The 18,325-nt window shown below is 47.1% G+C and carries 12 protein-coding genes, 1 tRNA gene, 1 other RNA gene and 2 pseudogenes; 7 read left to right on the forward strand and 9 right to left on the reverse strand.

Features of this window, described 5'->3' with window-relative positions:
* Positions 1 to 51: 51 nt before the first annotated feature.
* The 3 genes and pseudogenes from K6J74_RS08940 to K6J74_RS00375 all read right to left on the reverse strand — a co-directional run bounded on the left by K6J74_RS08940 (position 52) and on the right by K6J74_RS00375 (position 4,701).
* Positions 52 to 1,397, reverse strand: a pseudogene (locus tag K6J74_RS08940) (outer membrane family protein).
* A gap of 41 nt (positions 1,398 to 1,438) precedes the next feature.
* Positions 1,439 to 2,968: an outer membrane family protein gene (locus K6J74_RS00370; RefSeq protein ID WP_221271984.1), complete on the reverse strand. Its 1,530-nt coding sequence runs from the start codon at positions 2,966 to 2,968 to the stop codon at positions 1,439 to 1,441.
* A gap of 350 nt (positions 2,969 to 3,318) precedes the next feature.
* The gene (locus K6J74_RS00375; RefSeq protein ID WP_221272528.1) at positions 3,319 to 4,701 is read right to left on the reverse strand and encodes an outer membrane family protein; all 1,383 of its coding nucleotides are present in this window, start codon (positions 4,699 to 4,701) and stop codon (positions 3,319 to 3,321) included.
* Positions 4,702 to 5,071: 370 nt separating this feature from the next.
* On the opposite strand from K6J74_RS00375, the pseudogene K6J74_RS00380 reads away from it, so the two are divergent.
* From K6J74_RS00380 to K6J74_RS00395, 4 genes and pseudogenes are all read left to right on the forward strand, one after another.
* A pseudogene (locus K6J74_RS00380) lies at positions 5,072 to 6,451 on the forward strand (S41 family peptidase).
* A 72-nt stretch (positions 6,452 to 6,523) separates the two neighbouring features.
* Positions 6,524 to 7,549, forward strand: coding sequence for a hypothetical protein (locus K6J74_RS00385; RefSeq protein WP_260321609.1), 1,026 nt, complete (start codon positions 6,524 to 6,526; stop codon positions 7,547 to 7,549).
* Entirely contained in the window at positions 7,539 to 8,234 is a 696-nt protein-coding gene (locus K6J74_RS00390; RefSeq protein WP_221271986.1) for a 1-acylglycerol-3-phosphate O-acyltransferase, read from the forward strand. Before K6J74_RS00385 ends, K6J74_RS00390 begins: the two co-directional genes overlap by 11 nt.
* 41 nt (positions 8,235 to 8,275) lie before the next feature.
* Positions 8,276 to 8,351: transfer RNA gene (locus tag K6J74_RS00395), tRNA-Ala, on the forward strand.
* A 24-nt stretch (positions 8,352 to 8,375) separates the two neighbouring features.
* Here the strand turns inward: K6J74_RS00395 and metK are convergent.
* The 4 genes from metK to K6J74_RS00415 form a co-directional block, all read right to left on the reverse strand.
* Complete coding sequence (gene metK, locus K6J74_RS00400; protein WP_221271987.1) at positions 8,376 to 9,524, reverse strand: methionine adenosyltransferase; 1,149 nt, start codon at positions 9,522 to 9,524, stop codon at positions 8,376 to 8,378.
* A 34-nt stretch (positions 9,525 to 9,558) separates the two neighbouring features.
* On the reverse strand, positions 9,559 to 10,620 hold the full coding sequence (gene tsf, locus K6J74_RS00405) for a translation elongation factor Ts (RefSeq protein ID WP_221271988.1): 1,062 nt from the start codon (positions 10,618 to 10,620) through the stop codon (positions 9,559 to 9,561).
* Positions 10,613 to 11,395, reverse strand: a complete 783-nt coding sequence (rpsB, locus tag K6J74_RS00410; protein WP_221271989.1) for a 30S ribosomal protein S2 — start codon at positions 11,393 to 11,395, stop codon at positions 10,613 to 10,615. Before rpsB ends, tsf begins: the two co-directional genes overlap by 8 nt.
* A gap of 160 nt (positions 11,396 to 11,555) precedes the next feature.
* Positions 11,556 to 12,431, reverse strand: a complete 876-nt coding sequence (locus K6J74_RS00415) for a HugZ family heme oxygenase (RefSeq protein WP_221271990.1) — start codon at positions 12,429 to 12,431, stop codon at positions 11,556 to 11,558.
* Positions 12,432 to 13,194: 763 nt separating this feature from the next.
* On the opposite strand from K6J74_RS00415, the gene rnpB reads away from it, so the two are divergent.
* The 3 genes from rnpB (at position 13,195) to K6J74_RS00430 (ending at position 14,696) form a co-directional block, all read left to right on the forward strand.
* An RNA gene (gene rnpB / locus K6J74_RS00420) (RNase P RNA component class A) lies at positions 13,195 to 13,515 on the forward strand.
* A 6-nt stretch (positions 13,516 to 13,521) separates the two neighbouring features.
* Entirely contained in the window at positions 13,522 to 14,373 is an 852-nt protein-coding gene (rsmH, locus tag K6J74_RS00425) for a 16S rRNA (cytosine(1402)-N(4))-methyltransferase RsmH (protein WP_221271991.1), read from the forward strand.
* Positions 14,373 to 14,696, forward strand: coding sequence for a hypothetical protein (locus tag K6J74_RS00430; RefSeq protein ID WP_221271992.1), 324 nt, complete (start codon positions 14,373 to 14,375; stop codon positions 14,694 to 14,696). The genes rsmH and K6J74_RS00430 overlap by 1 nt, the downstream gene beginning before the upstream one ends.
* Before the next feature lie 323 nt (positions 14,697 to 15,019).
* On the opposite strand, the gene K6J74_RS00435 is transcribed toward K6J74_RS00430, so the two are convergent.
* Complete coding sequence (locus tag K6J74_RS00435) at positions 15,020 to 16,888, reverse strand: motility associated factor glycosyltransferase family protein (RefSeq protein WP_221271993.1); 1,869 nt, start codon at positions 16,886 to 16,888, stop codon at positions 15,020 to 15,022.
* A 5-nt stretch (positions 16,889 to 16,893) separates the two neighbouring features.
* Complete coding sequence (locus K6J74_RS00440; RefSeq protein WP_221271994.1) at positions 16,894 to 18,321, reverse strand: Do family serine endopeptidase; 1,428 nt, start codon at positions 18,319 to 18,321, stop codon at positions 16,894 to 16,896.
* Positions 18,322 to 18,325 lie beyond the last annotated feature (4 nt).

Below are 18,325 nucleotides of genomic sequence, written 5' to 3' on the forward strand. Positions count from 1 at the left end.
CCATTTTTAGACAGAGTGTGCAGAAGCTCCTATAAATGTTACAAAATGTTACTAAAATTGTGCCTTAATGGCGGTCATTAGATAACTTCTATCTTGGCGGGTGGCGGGGGCACTCGGGTCTTTGGTATACCATTCGGCGATGTTGTAGCCCTTGTGGGTGTCGACTTCATTGTATTCGAGTTTAATGTTCGTTGAAAAATAACGATTCCATTTGATCCCTAAGTTCCATGCTAGGCTTTGTTCATTGGCTCTAGGCGAGAAAGTCAAACGCCCCACAAGCCCCCAAAAGAGTTTTTTATGCACTCCACCCATAAACACAAAACCTGTTACAGCATTGGGTGAGATCATGTTATCCATCAACCCCCCGTAAACGCTGTTGTCGCGGTAGTCGATGCCAATGGGGCTTCCGTACCAGTTGATTCGAGCATTGGCGTTGCCGAAGTTTTGGAAGTACCCCCCGCCAAAGTTGTATTGGTTATAGTCAAAGCGTTGGCGGATGTATAAACTCACCCCACCCTTACCCAGCATAGAGCCCCGATACCATGTATCGTAGAGGTGTGGGCTGTAAATGGGAAAAATCACCGTCATGTCGGTTAAGGATTTAAAGCCCAACCCCGCAAAGGAGGGGTTGCTGTTGTAGTGGAGTTTCACCCCGGGGTGGTGTAGGTGTTGGGCGAGAAATACACAAAGCCCACCGCTGAAAAATGTTTTGTATCGTAATTCAAGCCCACAGCGTGGATGCCCAAATCCACCACCTTGCCCTGCTTGTTCTTAGTCGTGATGGGGGCATACCAAGGGCGGATAAACTCGCCCACCGCCAAAGCCCTACCAAAGGAGCTAAACCAGCGCAACTTAAAATAAGGGCGGAATTTATAGGAGGCCTCAAAGCCTTCGGTGTAACCGCTCATAAAAATAGTTTTGGAAAGGTAACGCCCGGCGATGATGGTTAGGGCATGGTGGTAATCGTAGCGCAAAAAAGCGTTATAGAGCACATAGGGGCGGGCGTGCTGGGTGGATTCAATATTTGATGTTTTCCAAGGGGCGTTGCCTAAAAACCCCCACCAACGCCCAAAATAGTAGTAGATTTTAGATCCATAGAGCTGTCCCGTGCTCTGATCGATTAAGGTTTTGGTGGAGTTGTAAACAAGCCCCCCCAGCCCCCCCCCTAACCCTGCGCTGATTTTATTGTTCTCGTTTTCCCACAAGCTCGCATCCACTTGGGCTTTGAGGGTTAGGGTCATGAAACTTTCTGTGGGAAAAATGCCCTCTTTAGAGTTGATGGGGGAGTGGTTAAAACCGATCTTGGCGACCGATTCACTTGTCCCGCTAAATTTATAATCAAAAGCCCCCATAGAACCCACACAGCACACATAAAAGAGCAAGCCCCTACGGCTCATCTATCTCACCTCTATTGGGTTTTAAGTCTTATTCTACGAGATCAGAGCTTCACCTTAATCTCGGTAAAAATATGGCTTCTGTCTTGGTCGGTGGCAGGCTGATCGGGTAAGAAAGGTCCGTTCCAACCAATTTTATAGCCGTGACGCATGATTTGGTTATAGTATTCCACTTTAATGTCGGCATAAAAACGCTTAGAAAACTCGTAACCGAGGTTAAACGCAAAAACCTGTTCATCCGCACGGGGACCATAGGTCAAACGGCCGATCAAACCCCAAAGCCATTTTTTATACACCCCCCCGCCAAAGAGAAAGGCGGTGAAGGCGTTGGAGTCCATCATGTAAGAGAGGGAGTTAATGGTGTTGGCATAAACCGTGTTGTCCCAAAAGTCAAACCCTAGACGGCTCCCGTGGTAGCCGATCATCCAGTTGGCGTTGCCAAAGTTTTGGTAAATTCCGCCCCCAAAGTTGTAGTTGTTGTAGTCAAAGCGCTGTTTGATCATCAAGCTGTGGGCGTTTCTGTGTGAGATCATGCCAAACTGGTAGGTGTCCCAAAAGCGTTTGGCATAAAAGGGGTTTAACACCGTGATGTCGGTTTGCGAGCGCCAGCCTATCCCTTTAAATTTGGGGTTGCTGTCATACATCAAAGTAAAGCATGGGCTGTATTCGTTGTTGGGCGAAAAATAGACAAAGGGCACCACACTAAAGCCCTTATACTCCCAAGTGATGTAAAAGGCGTGCACCCCGGGGTTGATCTTCTTGCCATCGGCTAGGGTGTAGGTTTTGGGAGAGTAGAAGTTATACAGCCACTCGTTGTAGGCAAAGCCCCGTCCAAAGCAGCTAAACCACCAAAACTTAAAATGGTTTAAATTTAAGGTCATGTCCAGCCCTTGCGTGTAACCACTCATGTAGTCGGCTGGTGATTCATAACGCCCACCCCTGAATCTAAAAATGTTCTTGTAGGAGTAGTCGATGTAGGCGTTGTAGATCACATAGTTACGGGTATTATTGGCATAGCCTTGCACACAATCTGCCGTGTTTACCCCCCCAATGCTTGTGGCATTCGACATGGCTTGTAACTGGGCTGCACTTTTGCCTGCGTAGGATGCTTGGCTTCCTCCCCCTGCCCCATACCAGCACTGCGCCCAAGGCTTTTGCCCCACGAGCCCGCCCCAGTAACCAAAGTAGTTCCACGCCATACTCCCATAGGGTTTGCCCGTAACTTGGTTGATGGTGTCTTTGGTGCCATCATAGAGCAACCCTCCCCCAAAGCCCCCTAAACTGCCCGACATGTGGTGTCCGTTAGCCCGGGCAGCTTTGGGCATGATTTCGGGAAGATCCATTTGTAAATACCCCACAATGGTTACAAAGGTTTCTGTCGGATAAAGGCCCTTATTGGTGTTGATAGGTTTGTTATTGAACCCAATCTTAGAAAACGACTCGACCCCGGCCTTGAACTTGGCAAACTGCTCTAATTGCCGTAGGTCAAAATGTTTCCAATCCATGGAGGAAGCTTGGGACAGAAGACCCAAATAGGCCACTAAACTCTTAGAGAGTAACACAACTTTTTTCATTTTAAATCCTTTTGCTATCGTGAAGTCCTTGGATAGAGCACACCCAAGAACCCTCGTTATAGAAACTTGTGAGACCAACTCGGTGGGGTTATTGTGTTACCCTGAAGGTACGCCTCGCGCAAAAGAGCATTGCGCGCATCATCCTCCTTCCGCAAAGAATGACCATGATTAGAGAAGAAAGGCTTTGTGGGGATTTTGTCAAGGTTATTGTTATTTTATCCATCAACTCTCCTCAAATCTAAAATTTTCAAGCAAATATCTAAGAATATTTACCCTTGTACGCTAAGGATAGCAAAAATTTGCTTAAGCCCCCCCGATCTCAAACCTCCGTATCCCCTTTGCTTGTCCGTCTAAAACGAAACCATGATGTTTGTGTAAAGGGCACTTCTATCCTGATAGCCACCGCTACAATAAGTTATACAGATTTGATTGTTCAAGCCGGCTTGGTAGCCCTTGTTGGTGTGCACCCCATAGTATGCAAGGTCGACCGTTGCTTTGAGGTATTGGTTGAAGTTGTAGCCTAGGGTGAGCATGTAGCGGCCCTCCCATGCCACGGGTGCGCTTGTCCACTGCCATTGCATCCGCCATGTGAACTTTTTATTAAAATGCGTGGCTCCATAGGCGATCGCCCCTGTTACAGCATTGGCTTTTAAAGCCGTACCCGCCGTGCCCACATAGATGCTATTACCCCCCAAAAGCACACCAGCCGGGTTACCCATGTTGCCCACATAGGTGTTGGGGTTGCCAAAGTTCTTGTAAAAAGTCCCCACAAGGTAGAAGTTATTGTAGTCAAAGCGTTGGCGCAAGATGAGGCTTTGGCCGGTTTGGGTGATGGGCGTGCCGTATTTATACTTCACCGCCCCCGTTGAACCAAAGACCATCCAAGGCTCATACACGGGGAAGATGGCGGTGATGTGGGTGTCTGATTTAAAACCCTTGCCGTCAAAATTAGGGTTGGTGTCCCAGCCGAGCGTAAAACCCGGGGCGTTGAAAGTCTTGGGCGAGAAGTAGTAGAAGAACTCCGCCAATAATTTATGTTGGTTGTAAATGAGTCTCACAGCATGTGTACCGTAAGAGAGCTTGTAGCCTACAGGGGTCCAACCCCCTTGGGCGTTTTTCACATAGCCCCCGCTGTAAGAGGTTCTAGGGGCATACCAGTTGATTAGAAATCCACCGCTGGCGATCGCACGCCCCCACGAGCTAAACCACACCAAGCGGGCGTGTTTGTATTGCCCAAAGACCTCAAAGCCTTGGGTTTTCCCACTTCTGTAGGGCATTGTAGAGGTGTAGCGGCCACCCTTGATGCCAAAGTAATCCTTGTATTGGTACTCCAAAAATGCATCGCTCCAAATGTAGGTACGCGAGTTTTTTCGAATGAAGCTGTCCTTTAGGTTGTCGTCATCGGTGGCGATGGAGTTGTGGTTGCCGTCTAGATATCCATTGTAGTAACCAAAATAGTTGAAGATTTGGCTGCCCCGATCGAGGTTTTTGGTGCTGTCGTAGAAAACGCCCCCGACCATGCCCCCGATCCCACCTTTCAGCACATGGGCGGATTTCTTGGGCAAAAAGCTCATGCTTAAATCCAAATACCCGGACACGGTGGCGTATTGTTGCATGGGGTAAAGCCCTCTCCTGCGGTCGATCTCTCTCGTGTTGAACCCAATTTGAGAGGTCTGCTCGGCACGCCCGCCAAATTTATACTCGAATGCATCCATAGAGGTTGCAAAAAACATCAATGGTCCACAGACATAGGTTAGAACGGAGAAGTTCGATCTAATGCCTAAATGTTGCCCTTGTCGTTGTTCATGTCTATCTTGCATATTGTCTCCTTGGCTGATCCGAATAGACCGAGTAAAAACCTTCTTTTAGCCCTATTAGAAGTCGTCCTACATTTAGGATTATAAATTGGAAACTCTGTTAGAGTTGCCCCAAGCCCATGCCAAAACCCTAGAAAACAAAGGGATGCTACACAAAGTAACTAAGCCCATAGAGGGCTTTAAACTTTGGTTTATAAGATTTGGGGTTTGTGTGGACTAATTGTAAAATTGCCTAGTTTTCGGTAGAATGGCACTTTTTGATGTGAATTGAAAGATAAGGGGCATGATGAATAAGTATTTTGTAACGGGGCTTGTGTCTTCTATTTTGAGTGTGTGGTTGGTGGCGCATAACTTGCCACAGGACGGAGTGGCACAAAATACCCCCCACACCCAAAACTTTAAAAAAAAAATAGCAGATCCACAACCCAAGAGCGGCTCAATGCCCTAAAAAAATTCTCCAATGTGGTGGAACAAGTTGAACGCTACTATGTAGACAAGGTCAGCATTAACGACATTGTGGATAAAGCCATCGATGGCTTGATGACGAACCTAGACGCGCACTCATCCTACTTAACGCCTAAGAAATTCCGCGATTTTAGAGCCCAAACAGAGGGCGAATTTGGGGGGCTTGGCATCACCGTGGGTATCCGCGATGGTGCGCTCACCGTGATCGCTCCCTTGGATGACACCCCCGCCTTTAGAGCCGGGATTAAGGCCGGGGATGTGATCTTAAAAATCAACCAAGAGAGCACTTTAAACATGAGCATTGACAACGCCGTTAATCTCATGCGTGGCAAGCCTAAAACCCCCATTGAGCTCACTTTGGTGCGTAAGAATGAATCCAAACCCATTGTGGTGAAAATGTTGCGCGACATCATTAAGATTAAATCCGTGCACGCCAAAAATCGAAGGGACACACTTCTTGTATGTGCGGGTCAATTCATTTGATCGCAATGTGGTTAAAGGGGTGCTCACCGAGCTAAGAAAGGCTAGAAACTTACAGGGCATTGTGCTCGATTTGCGCTCCAATCCGGGAGGACTTTTAAGCCAAGCCATCGATCTATCTAATCTCTTCATCAAGCACGGCATCATCGTGTCGCAAAAAGGACGGGTGAAGGCCGAGGACATTGAATACCACGCCGATGGCAAAGCCCCCTACCCCAATTTGCCCATCGCCGTTTTAGTCAATGCGGGCACAGCCAGCGCAAGCGAGATTGTCTCAGGGGCTCTGCAAGATCACAAACGCGCGGTCATCATTGGGGAAAGCACCTTTGGTAAAGGCAGCGTGCAAACCACCTTCCCCGTGGGTAGGGACGAGGCGATCAAGATCACCATCGCCCGCTACTATTTGCCCAGCGGGCGCACGATCCAAGCCGTGGGGATCAAGCCCGACATTGTGGTGTATCCGGGCAATGTCCCCCAAGATGAAAGCAAGTTCAGCATTAAAGAGGCGGATTTAAAACACCACTTGCAGCAAGAATTACAATCGCTAAACAGCAAATCCGAGAACAAAAAACACGAACATGGTAAAAAGGTTGAGGACAAAGAGAGCAAACCCATCACCCAAAAGGACATCAATGCGGATATTCAGCTAAAAACCGCCATAGACACCCTAAAAGTTTGGGACATCCTAACCGCTCCTAACAAAGAGAGCGCACATAGGTAGACGCTTGTGAGGGCGGGGCTAGCTTGCCTTTTATACTTCTTACTTTGCCTAGTTGGTTTGCAAAGCGAGGAAGTGCGGGCGAAGGTTGTGTATGTCAAAGTGGTGAATTTACAAGATTTGACCAGCAAGCCCGTGTATGTGGGGCAAAGAATCCGCGTACAATATAACTTAATGCTCTTCTCTCAAGCCAAATTTTTAGGGGCAGAGTTAGAAAACCTACCCGACCCTAAAGAGCTCAAACGCCTAAACTTTACCCCAAATTGGGTCGCTTCGGGCACGGACAGCTACAGCACCACTTACAATTACAAGGTTTTAGGCACAAAGGCGGTGATCCCTGCTCTTAAAGTGAGTGCCTTCGTGCAGGATCAAGATTATTTGGATAAATCCAGTGCGCCCGCCATCCCTTTGCAAGTGGTTGACCTCTCAGCACACCCTAATTATGTGGGCGTGGTGGCAACAAACTTTAGCGTTACCGGCTACAAGGTCAAAGAATACGACACCACCCACAATATTCTCGTCTTTGAGTTGCAAGCCAAAGGCGCAAATTTAGAAGATTTTAAAATCCCCGGCGAATTCAAACAAGGCTTTGAGGGCAGCCATTCAGGTACGGATAATGTCAGTGGGGTTTATTATTGTATTTTGCCAAAGAGCATGCAAAGCTTGTCTTTTAATTATTTTTCCTTGCAAGAGGCACAATTTAAGGAATTGCATTTTTCTTTAATCCCCATTGAAGAAAGTGTGAGCACACAGAGCAACCTAAAGCCTAAGAACAATTTACTGCTCTTTTCAAACATCTTTTTAATGGGCTTGTTGCTTGTGGTTATAGTGTGCTATTTTCTCACAAGTTATAAAAACACGGCATTGGTCGTGGCTATTTTGCTCATGGGGGTTTTGCTGTGGAATGTCCTTTCCACCTACCGCACAGGGGTTTTAAGAGCTAATGCAACGATTAAAATCTTACCCACGCAAAATTCAACTTTGCTCTTGATCCCCAAGCAAGCCCTGCATGTCAAAATCATAGGCGAGCATGCCAAATACTATAAAATCATGACAGATGATGAGAAAATCGGTTGGGTGAGGAAGGAAGATGTGGAGTAGAATCCGAGGCATTTATACGCTCTTGGTCGTGGGTTTGGGGCTAGGTTTCATCATTTTAATGAACTTTCTAACCCGTAAACACAACAATTCCCGCCAAACCCGTAAATGGTGTCGCTCTTTTTTCTTTTTAGTGCATTCCCCCTTAGAGAAAATCGGGGAGTTTGATTTAAGCGCAGATTTGATTGTGCTCAACCACCAAAGCATTATTGACATCATTTGCCTAGAGGCTTACCACCCCCGCAACATTTGCTGGGTCGCCAAAAAAGAGCTGGGCGATATGCCCTACTATGGCTACGCACTTAAAACTCCTGAGATGATTTTAATCGACAGAGAGGATCGGCGCGGATTAGCCTCTTTGCTTAAAATTGCCAAAGAAAAGCTAGAGCAAGACCGCCCCTTGGTGATCTTTCCCGAGGGGACAAGAAGCCGTGGGCTAGAAAAATTCTTGCCCTTTAAGCCGGGGGCTAAGGTTTTAGCCGAGAAGTTACATTTAAAAATCCAGCCCATACTCTTACTCAACACCCGCAAGATTTTTAACACCAAGCCCATAGAATCGCAAGCTACGCATTTACGCATGGTGCTCATGCCCGCCTTCACCCCCGATTTAAGCACGGATTGGTACACCAAATTAGAGCAGGACATGCAAGCCGAGTATCAAAAACACTACCACGAACTCAATGGTTAGGCTTGCATTTTTATAAAATCTGTGCTAGAATGCGGAATTTTGGGGTGTTAGCTCAGCTGGGAGAGCGCAACGCTGGCAGCGTTGAGGTCAGGGGTTCGATCCCCCTACACTCCACCACTCCCTAAAATCTAAAAACTTTGGTTATTTACTCAAGAAGTCAGCGATCGCTGTGGCTTTGTCGGTTTGCTCCCAACTAAACCCTTCCCGTCCAAAATGCCCGTAAGCTGCCGTTTGGCGGTAAATGGGGCGTAAGAGGTCTAAACTTTCAATGATCCCCTTTGGGGTGAGTTTAAAAAGCGCACGCACGCACGCCTCAAGGTCTTGGGGGGTATAAATGCTTGTGTGGTGGGTGTTGATGTAGACAGACACGGGGTCCACAATGCCGATCGCATAGGCGAGTTGCACAGTCGCCCGCTTACACACCCCGCTAGCCACCAAATTTTTAGCGATGTAGCGCGCCATGTAAGCCGCGCTGCGATCCACCTTAGAAGGATCTTTGCCGCTAAACGCCCCACCCCCGTGTGGGCAAGAACCCCCGTAAGTATCCACGATGATCTTACGCCCCGTAAGCCCTGCATCGCCTTGCGGCCCGCCGATGACAAATTTACCGGTGGGGTTGATGTGGTATTTGATGTTGTCGTTTAAAAACTCCTTAGGCAAGACTTTATACACGATCTCTTCAATCACCGCTTCGCGTAGGTGCTTTTGGTCGATCTCGGGGGAGTGTTGGGTAGACACCACGATTGTGTCGATGCCCACGGGCTCATGGCCCTCGTAGCGGATCGTAACCTGCGCCTTGCCATCGGGGCGCAAAAAGGGCAAGGTCGCGCTTTTTCTAGCGTTGGCAAGCCCCAAAGTGATGGCGTGCGCAAGGCTAACGGCTAGGGGCATGAGTTGGGGGGTTTCGTTACAAGCATAACCAAACATGATCCCCTGATCGCCCGCCCCCACTTCGCCATCCAAGCGATCCACGCCTTGATTAATGTCCGGGCTTTGCTCGCCAACCCCATTGAGCACTGCTGCGCTGCGGTAATCAAAGCCATAGAGCGCGTCCGTGTAGCCGATGTCTTTGACAACTCCCCTTGCGATCTCTTGCATGGGAGCATAAATCTTGGTCTTGAGCTCGCCCGTGATGATACAAAACCCATTGGCGAGTAAGGTTTCACACGCCACGCGGGCGTTTTTATCCCGCTCAATGATATAATCTAAGACGGCATCGCTGATTTGATCCGCCATTTTGTCCGGATGTCCCTCTGTAACCGACTCGGAGGTAAAAAGATAAGAGCTCATAAGTCCTCCTTATTAGTTGATCGCATGGCTTGCGTTATTTCATTTGTGCCGCCACTTCGGCCGCAAAATCCTCGCTTTTCTTTTCAATCCCCTCGCCCACTTCAAAGCGGATAAACTCCACAATGCGGATTTCATCGTTGATTTGTGCGCTTCTCTCATCTAAGATTTGTTGGATGGTCTTTTTATCATCCATCACAAAGAATTGCCCAAGCAAGGTCAACCTTTGGTCTAGTAGGGTGTTGTCGGCGATGAAGCGCTCCATTTTGCCAGGGATGATTTTATCAAAGATTTTTTCAGGCTTGCCTTGATCCCTTAGCTCTTGTTTGTAAGCCTCCTCTTGCTTGGCTAAAATGTCCTCTGTCAGTTCGGCTTTACTTACATAGGTGGGGATGTGTTTTAAAGGCTTGCCTAGCCTCTTTGCCTCTTCATTTTCCTTTTCAATCTCTGCCACTAAGGCTAATTTTTCCTTAGCAATGAAGTCAGGGTTAAAGGCTTTGTAATCCAATACAACAGGTTTCATGGCGGCGGCGTGCATGGCGATATGGCGGGCTAATTCGCGCAATTTATCGGCGTTTTTGGGGTCTTTGTGGGCGATTTTGATGATCGCACCTACGCGGTGGTTGGCATGCAAGTAGCCATTGAGCACTTCATTAGCCCCCGCTTGCACGCAAGCCAAACGGCGCACCACGATGTTTTCCCCGATTTTAGCCACCGCAGCGTGCAAGTAGGACTCGTAAGCCTGCCCCTCGATTTGCAGTTGGTATAACTCTTTGGTGTCTTTGGGTTGTTTGTCTTTGGCAAGCTCTAAAGATTTTGCTACAAGGGCTTTAAAGTGGTCGTTTTTGGCGACAAAGTCGGTTTCACTATTGATCTCTAGCATGGTCGCTTGGGTGCTGTCCGCGGCAAGGGCGATCACACCCTCAGCTGCCACACGATCGGCTTTTTTGATCGCCTTGCTTAAGCCCTTTTCACGCAAATATTCCACAGCCTTTTCTAAATCTCCCCCGCACTCCACAAGGGCTTTTTTGCAATCCATCATAGGTGCGTCTGTCATTTCCCTCAGCTGTTTAACTTGGGCGGCACTAACATTACTCATTTTCTACCCCCTCTTCTTGGGCAATTTCCTCCAAAATTTCCTCTTTCTCTACCTCGCTAGCTGCCTCCACATCTTCCGCCACTTCCTCGCTGCGTCCCACAAGCTCACGCCCCTCTGTGATCGCCTCTGCCATTTCTTTACAGAAAAGGCCGATGGAGCGGATCGCATCGTCATTGCCCGGGATCGGGTAATCCACCAAATCGGGGTCGCAATTTGTGTCTAAGGGGGCAATGATGGGAATACCTAAACGGCGTGCCTCAGCCACAGCGATTTTTTCCTTCACCACATCCACGATGAACATCATATCGGGCATTTTTTTCATGTGGCGTACCCCACCTAGATATTTTTCAAGCTTTTCTTTTTTGCGTAAAATCATCAGCTTTTCTTTCTTGGTGAGCAGGTCGATCTGCCCGCTGCTCTCCATTTCCTCCATGATTTCTAGCTTACGTACAGATTTTCTAATGGTGCTAAAGTTTGTGAGCATGCCGCCTAGCCAGCGGTAATTGACATAGGGGACATTGACTTGCATGGCGTATTCTTTGAGCGCATCGCTGGCTTGTTTTTTGGTACCCACAAACATGATCGTTTTGCCCTCTGCGCTCGCGTCCCTCACGATATTGTAGGTGTAGCGGAAGTAACGCAAGGTTTTTTGCAAGTCGATGATGTGGATGTTCTTACGCACCCCAAAGATAAAACGGGCTGTTTTGGGGTTCCAACGCCGTGTTTGGTGCCCGAAATGCACCCCACACTCTAATAAATCCTTCATTGTGATCATACTTAACTCCTTAAAGTTTGCCGCCACGCTCCCTAAAAACACTTTAAGGCGGGGCGTGTGTGATTTTGCATAAAGCAAGTGGCTATTCTAGCGTGAAAAGAATAAAGTTTAAATTAAGCCACACCCACTAAGGGGCATGGGGTGGCTAGACTAAAGCGGTTTAAGCGTGGGGGTGTCCGTGTGGATGTGCACCGTGCGGATGACCATGCGGATGCGCTCCTTGAGGATGTTCGCCATGCGGGTGCGCGCCGTGGGGGTTGCCCCTTGTGTGGGGGTTGCCCTTAGCCCCGACATAAGAGATATTGCCATGCGCATCGATGTCGTAAGCCTGCCCAAAACCTTTGACAAGGCGCCCTTTGACAAACTCTAATTTAATCAAGTGGAAGTCTTGCATGTGGCGGATGGTTTCTGGCCCCCTACCTTTGCCGTGCTTGGCTAAGAAGTTGTCATACACTCTATCAAACTCCTCGCCCCTCTCGATGAAGTGCAATTTTGTGCGGTAGCGTAAGCGTTTGCGTAAAATGGGCGATTTTGCACTCGCCTCGTCTTCTAAAAACATGATTTCTACATTTTCAGGGTGGGCTTTTAGGCTTTTGAAGTGCTCGGCAACTTCACTCACATAAATGTAAAAATGTTTGTGGTCGTGGTGTTCGTCAAAGAGAAGTGCGCTATAAGAGCAAATGACCTCGTTTTCAGGGCTAAGGCTGGCGATACACACACTGCTAAAGCTGTCCCTAAACTTCTCTAAATCCTCTTTGATCCCTTTGATGTCGGTGGTTTGTGGGATGGACTTACACAGATCAATGATGGCATCTTTGATGTCTTTCATTTCAGCCACTCTAGCGGGGTAGTCGATTTTTTGGATTTGCTCTGCTGCCCCCTCTTTGATTTTGTAGGCGATCTCAATAAACTCTGTTGTGGCGTTTTTTAAATGCACATCCACCGCGTCCTTAATTTGCCCGAATTTAGCGAGCAAGGCTTCCATGTCTTTGACATGATTGTCGTTCATGTGTTTTAAGATAAACTGCAAATCCATATAAAACTCCTTGTTGTTGTTAAAAGGCGTGCCATTATAACACTCTAAAGTTAATGAAATCTTATTTTTATAAAATAATGAGAAAGTATAGACCTAAACTTTAAGAATCACATTAAAATGGGTACAGAAAATGAGCATAGAGTTAGCAACTGCACTTATTGAGTGGATCATATGCACTTTCCTAACTAAAGCTGATAACTGCTTTCGTTGCAGCTTACAAACCTGATTTCAAAATCTTAAGATTCAATTCCACAAACAAAATGGAATGTAGGCAAATAGTCTAAATCACTTTACAATAATCTTCCATTTCCTTAACCTAGAGGCGTATTTTTTGGATGCTCAAAGAGTTATATAAAATTGATTTAGAACAAGATTTGGCCATGTAGTGCATATGATGAGCACTTTTGGCTGTGATGCATGCCACCTAAGTTAGTAGAGAGGATAGACAAGGCTTATCAAAAGTTTTTCAAAAAATAAGGCAGTGCGTCTAGATTAGATCTAAATAGGAAAATCTATTTAAAACTAGGGGCAATAAGAACAAGTATATCCACGCATAAAGACTAAATAGCGACTAAATTTAGAGACACATAAGAAGGATGTTGGTTTTTGTGGCCTGTAAAAAATCATTCTTAAAATTTTCATCACACCGCCATCCTATTGGCTTGCTCCGCTTGATCTATGGTTTGCCTGATTCGTTTAATAATTAAGACAGATATAACAGAGTGTAAAGGTAACACTTAGGAATTTTTAGTTAGAATATAAGTCGCATGGGCGGTGGTTGCTTTGGATCAAACCAAAGAGGAAAGTCCGAGCTACATAAGACGAGATTCCATTTAACGGATGGCTAGCGCAAGCTAAGGGAAAGTGCCACAGAAAATAACCGCTCTTTAAGAGTAAGGGTGAAAAGGTGGGGTAAGAGCCCACCGCGCCCCAAGCAATTGGGGTCGGCTTAGGTAAACCCAATCTGTAGCAAGAAGTGTATGGTAAAGTCTTTGATGAGGCACTTCGCAAGAGGTGGGTTGCAAAACCCATCCAAGATAAATAACCACCCTCGACAGAACTCGGCTTATGCCCATGCTTAAAGGATTGCATGCACCAAAGTGTTTTATTAGAAGAGGTTGTCGCTCTTTTTAAACCCCTAAGCCAAAAGCCACAACCTATTTTAATCGACTGCACTTTGGGTCTAGGTGGGCACAGCCTAGCCTTGTTGCAAGCCTACCCGAATTTACACATTGTCGGCATTGACAGAGATAAAGAGGCACAGGCTTTAGCCCTTGACAAACTTACCCCCTATGCTGAGCGTTTTACCCACAAACAAGGCAACTTCGCCCAGATTCTACCCACCCTACCCCCTCCACAAGGCATTTTGGCGGATTTGGGGGTGAGCTCTTTGCAACTAGATAACCCAAATAGGGGCTTTGGCTTTAACGCTCCGAGTTTAGACATGCGCATGGACACGGAGCAGAGTTTGGACGCATTTAAGGTGGTGAATCATTATAGCCTTTACGAGTTAGAACGGATGTTGCAGGTGGGCGAAGTGCGAGAATACAAAAAAATCGCCTCTCTCATCGTGCAGCAACGCCACAAACAGCCCTTCAATACAGCGCAGGATTTAGCAAACTTCTTAGCCAAGCACACCCACAGGGGCAAGTTGCACCCCGCCACTCTAGTTTTTCAAGCGATCCGTATGGAGGTGAATACCGAAATGCAAAACCTACAAGCTTTGTTAGAGTATTCTAAAACCTTGCAAGACACGCTTATGTGTGTCATCTCTTTTCACTCTTTAGAAGACAGGCAAGTTAAGCACGCCTTTAAAGAATACGCCAACATCTATGGCGACACGCTCACTAAAAAGCCCATTACCCCAAGCCCCACTGAAGTGCAACACAACCCCCGTGCGCGCAGTGCCAAAATGCGGGCTTTTCACTTTAAGGCTTTGTGATGGTGTCCTCCAAGCCCTTAGAACTTGAGAGCGAAGAACGCCGTCTGCGTGCCACAGACAAAGAGAAAGAAGCCCTATTTGCTGACAACAAAGAAGAGCAACAAGGGTTATCTGCTCCCACCTTAGTCGCTGTTTTCTCCACTTTCTTTATTGTTTTATTTCTCTTTGTGCCTAAGATTTACTTAAGTAACAACATTTACTACATGAGCCGCTCGATCCAAAAACTCCAAAGCCAAGAAGAGATTTTGCAAGAAGAGAAAAACCGCTTGCAGCTCGAGTTAGAAAAACAACGCTACAAATACAGCATTGAGAATATGCAATAAACTACCAAGTGATGTCCAAAAGATCTAGGCATATTTTGCTTCTGTACTGGTGTCTACCCAAACCTGTGATTTTTTGTTTTGGGCGTGCACAGGAGCGTTCTTTTGATCTTTTGGGGGCTTTTTCTAAGGGCAAAGATTTATAGTTTTTTTGCAAAGTGTAGGCCGTTTGTTGTTTTGGGTGTTGCTCGGGGGGCTCTGGTTCAAGCACAACCTGCACACTCTGGCGCGCACAGCACGCTAAAAACAAAGCCAACAAACTCAAGAGTATAGGCATTTTCTCGCACTCCAACATTACCGACCTTAGCACAGAAGGACAAATGGTTTTAAACAAATGTGTTCATTGCATTGTAAGCGTCTAGCATTTCATCTATAGTGTTTAAAATAATATCTTTGGCTTTGGCGTAAAAGACGGGCAAGTCGGCTTGTTTTAAGGGTAAGCACGCCACGAGCAGGTGCAAACACAAATGGGCGAGTGAGCCCTCTAGCAAAATCCCCACAAAGGGGTTTTCTTGCGTGGTTTTTACGCTAAAGGCATTGATTCGATCCACCAAAGCGTAGAGCTCCTTTTTGGTGCTTATGGGTGTGTTTAAAAGCTCTGCTAAAGTCTCTTTAAAGGCGTTGAAGCCCTCTATGGGTGGGCTTAGTTTCAGGGGCTTAAAGGCGTTTTTAATGCGCCTAATGGCTCTGTCTTTCTTGCCCCCCGTGAGCTTTAAATCCTGCGCCCTTAGGGGGGTGGTGTTCTCAATAAAAGCTCCACTAGAGAGATTGTAAACTTGGTTTTTGCCTTGTTTAAAGAGCTGCTCCATTTGTTTAGCTGAGAGCAGAAATAAGCCATCGCTAAAGACTTTGCTGTCACCAAAATTCGAGCGCACTTCTAGGGCATTTGGGGGGATAAAGGAGCTTTCTGTGCCATAGTATGAACCTTTGGCGTGTTTGGCTTGCCCCTCAATGTAGCCGCAATCCAGTCCGCATAAAATCAGGGTGTGGCTAAAGAGGCTGGCAAGTGCTGCCCCCGCATTGCCCACAAAGGGCGCGCTAAACTCCACGCTTAAATGCGGATCAAGGTAGGCACTCCAACTCCCCCCCCGCATGAACATATACGCCTCTTTAGCGTAGGCTAGGGCCTTAGGATTTAGCATATTGCCGCAGATTAAGGGCGTGTCCTCCAGTGGTGCGCTTTCTAAAACCTCTTTTAAATAGTCAATGCGCTCAATTTCAATTTGAAAATCCACAGATACCCCCGCCTTTTTGAGCACCTTTAAAGCCGTCCCACAGCTAAAAATTATCATTTTATCCCCATGCTCTTTTAAAAAGGGCAATAAGCCATCTAGGCTAGGACCATTACCCACGATACAAATAGGCAAGTCTATGGGCTTAATGCGTTTTGGGCGCAAGATCGGGGGGTTTGTTTGTAGGTTTTTTAAGGTGTTTGTAAAGCCCAGCATTTCATCCTCAAAGCTGCCCCACCCCCTAAGTGCGCTTTTTTTATGGGCGTAAAAACTTTGGGCTTGGGCTTTGGTGTCCTCGTTTTTATAGGGGTCAAATTCTAGGTGCAAAAAGCTATGGGTGATTTTTTTAGAAATAAAGATATGTTGCAAGACTTTTGGTTGCATTGTGCCTAGACTTAGAACGCACGCATTGGGTGGGGTTGCCTCAAACAAGCGGGCGTAATCGATGAAGTAACAACTGATACGCCACAAATCGGGGTGTTCTTCACATAAATACAAGGCGTGGAAAAACGCCCCTTGTTCTAAGAGTAAGGCTAACACCAGTCCGCCGGCTAGCCCATAAAAAATCGTGGGGGGGTAGAAGTTTGCGCCCAAGTGATAGGTTTTTATATTGGGGCTTAGATTTAAAAGGGCTTGGCAACCCTTGTTGGTTAAGGGCAGAGATTCAAGGGGACTTAGGGGAGTGATTTGGTTATCATCTAGCCGCCATTTGGGATTTGTAAGCGGGGCTTTTGCCCACTCTTTGGCAACGGATAACATTTGGTGTTGCCCCTCTATGCAAGCAAAAAGCAAGGAATGGTCGTTTAAATTGATGATATTAACCCCACCCGGATCGCTTAAGAGGTTATAGAGCGTGGGGGGTTTAAGAAGGGTGGCATAGAGCTTAGGCAGGTAGGCTTTAAAAAACCCTAAATTCCTCTCAAAGCACGCCCCCATCCTCTCTTCTGTGATCAACCCCTCCATTAGGGCTATTTTGCCACAATTTGTTTATATCCTCGGCTAGGATCAAAAACCAAAAAGCGTTTGGGGACATTGCGGTAACGGCTCAAGGCGCGGTTGAAGTCCTCAATGTTGCGCACGCTCACATTTTCAATTTGCATGATGACATCGCCCGCTCTAAAGCCCAAATCTTGCGCTTTAGAGTTGTCTTTCACCTCTTGCACCAAAACCCCATGGATTTCTTCAGGGATACGGGCTTCTTTGCGCAATTTGGGGGTTAGGGTCTCTACTTTAAGGCCGCTCAGTTGCCCGTGTGCACCCTCGTGGGCGGTGCTGGTTTCTTTTCTATTGGGGTTTTTGCGCTCGGTGAGGACTAGGCTCGTGGTGTATTCTTTTTTGTTGCGCATGTATTTGATCGTCACGCGTTGGTTGGGCGCCATAGAGCCGATCAAATTACGCAACTCGGCGGAGTTTTTCACCTTTTTGCCATTGACTTGCATGATCAAGTCCCAAATCATCAAGCCCGCTTTTTTAGCAGGGGAGTCTTTTTCAATGCTGATGACCACCGCCCCCTCTTGCCCGTTATAGCTGGATTGCAACTCGCTACTCACATCTTGGATACCCACGCCTAGATAACCTCTGTGGATGGTGCCGGTTTTGATGAGCTGGACGGCGATGTGTTTTACCGTGTTTGAGGGGATGGCAAAGCCCACGCCGTGGTTACCCCCCGTGCGCGATAAAATCGCCGTGTTGATCCCAACCAACCCGCCCCGACTATCAATGAGCGCACCCCCTGAGTTGCCCGGGTTGATCGCCGCATCTGTTTGGATAAAGTTTTCGTAATTGTTGATCCCAATACTGGTTTTATTGAGCGCAGAGATGATCCCTTGTGTTACGGTTTCGCCCACCCCAAAGGGGTTACCGATGGCAAAGACCAAATCCCCCACCATGAGATCACCGCTATCGGCAAACTGGATGGTAGGTAGATTTTCTTTATTGATTTTAATCACCGCCAAATCGCTGTCCGCGTCCTTACCCACTAAAGTTGCCACATACTCTTTATTGCTCCCGGGGATGGTGACAGAGATTTTATCCGCCCCATCGATGACATGGTTGTTTGTAACAATGTAGCCATCCTTAGAGATAATGACCCCACTGCCCAGCGCGCGCTCCACGCGATCTTTAGGCACAGAGTTATAAAGATCGCCAAAGAATTGTTGGAAAAAGGGATCGTTGAAAATCCCTCCACCCATGAAATTGCTTTTAATTTTTTTTTGTGTGGAGATATTCACCACTGCCTTGGTCGCCTCTTTTACGGAGTTGTGGTAAGAATAGATCGTGTTGATCCCATTGTGATCTGCGCCCACGCGGTTTTTCACCTCAGGCATGGTCTGTATCTTGATTGACCCCGCCCCCAGCCCCACGGCCAAAGCCACGCTTAATGCTATAAACCTCATCGCT

The sequence above is a fragment of the Helicobacter sp. NHP19-012 genome, from assembly GCF_019703325.1.
GTDB classification, from domain to species: Bacteria; Campylobacterota; Campylobacteria; order Campylobacterales; family Helicobacteraceae; genus Helicobacter; species Helicobacter gastrofelis.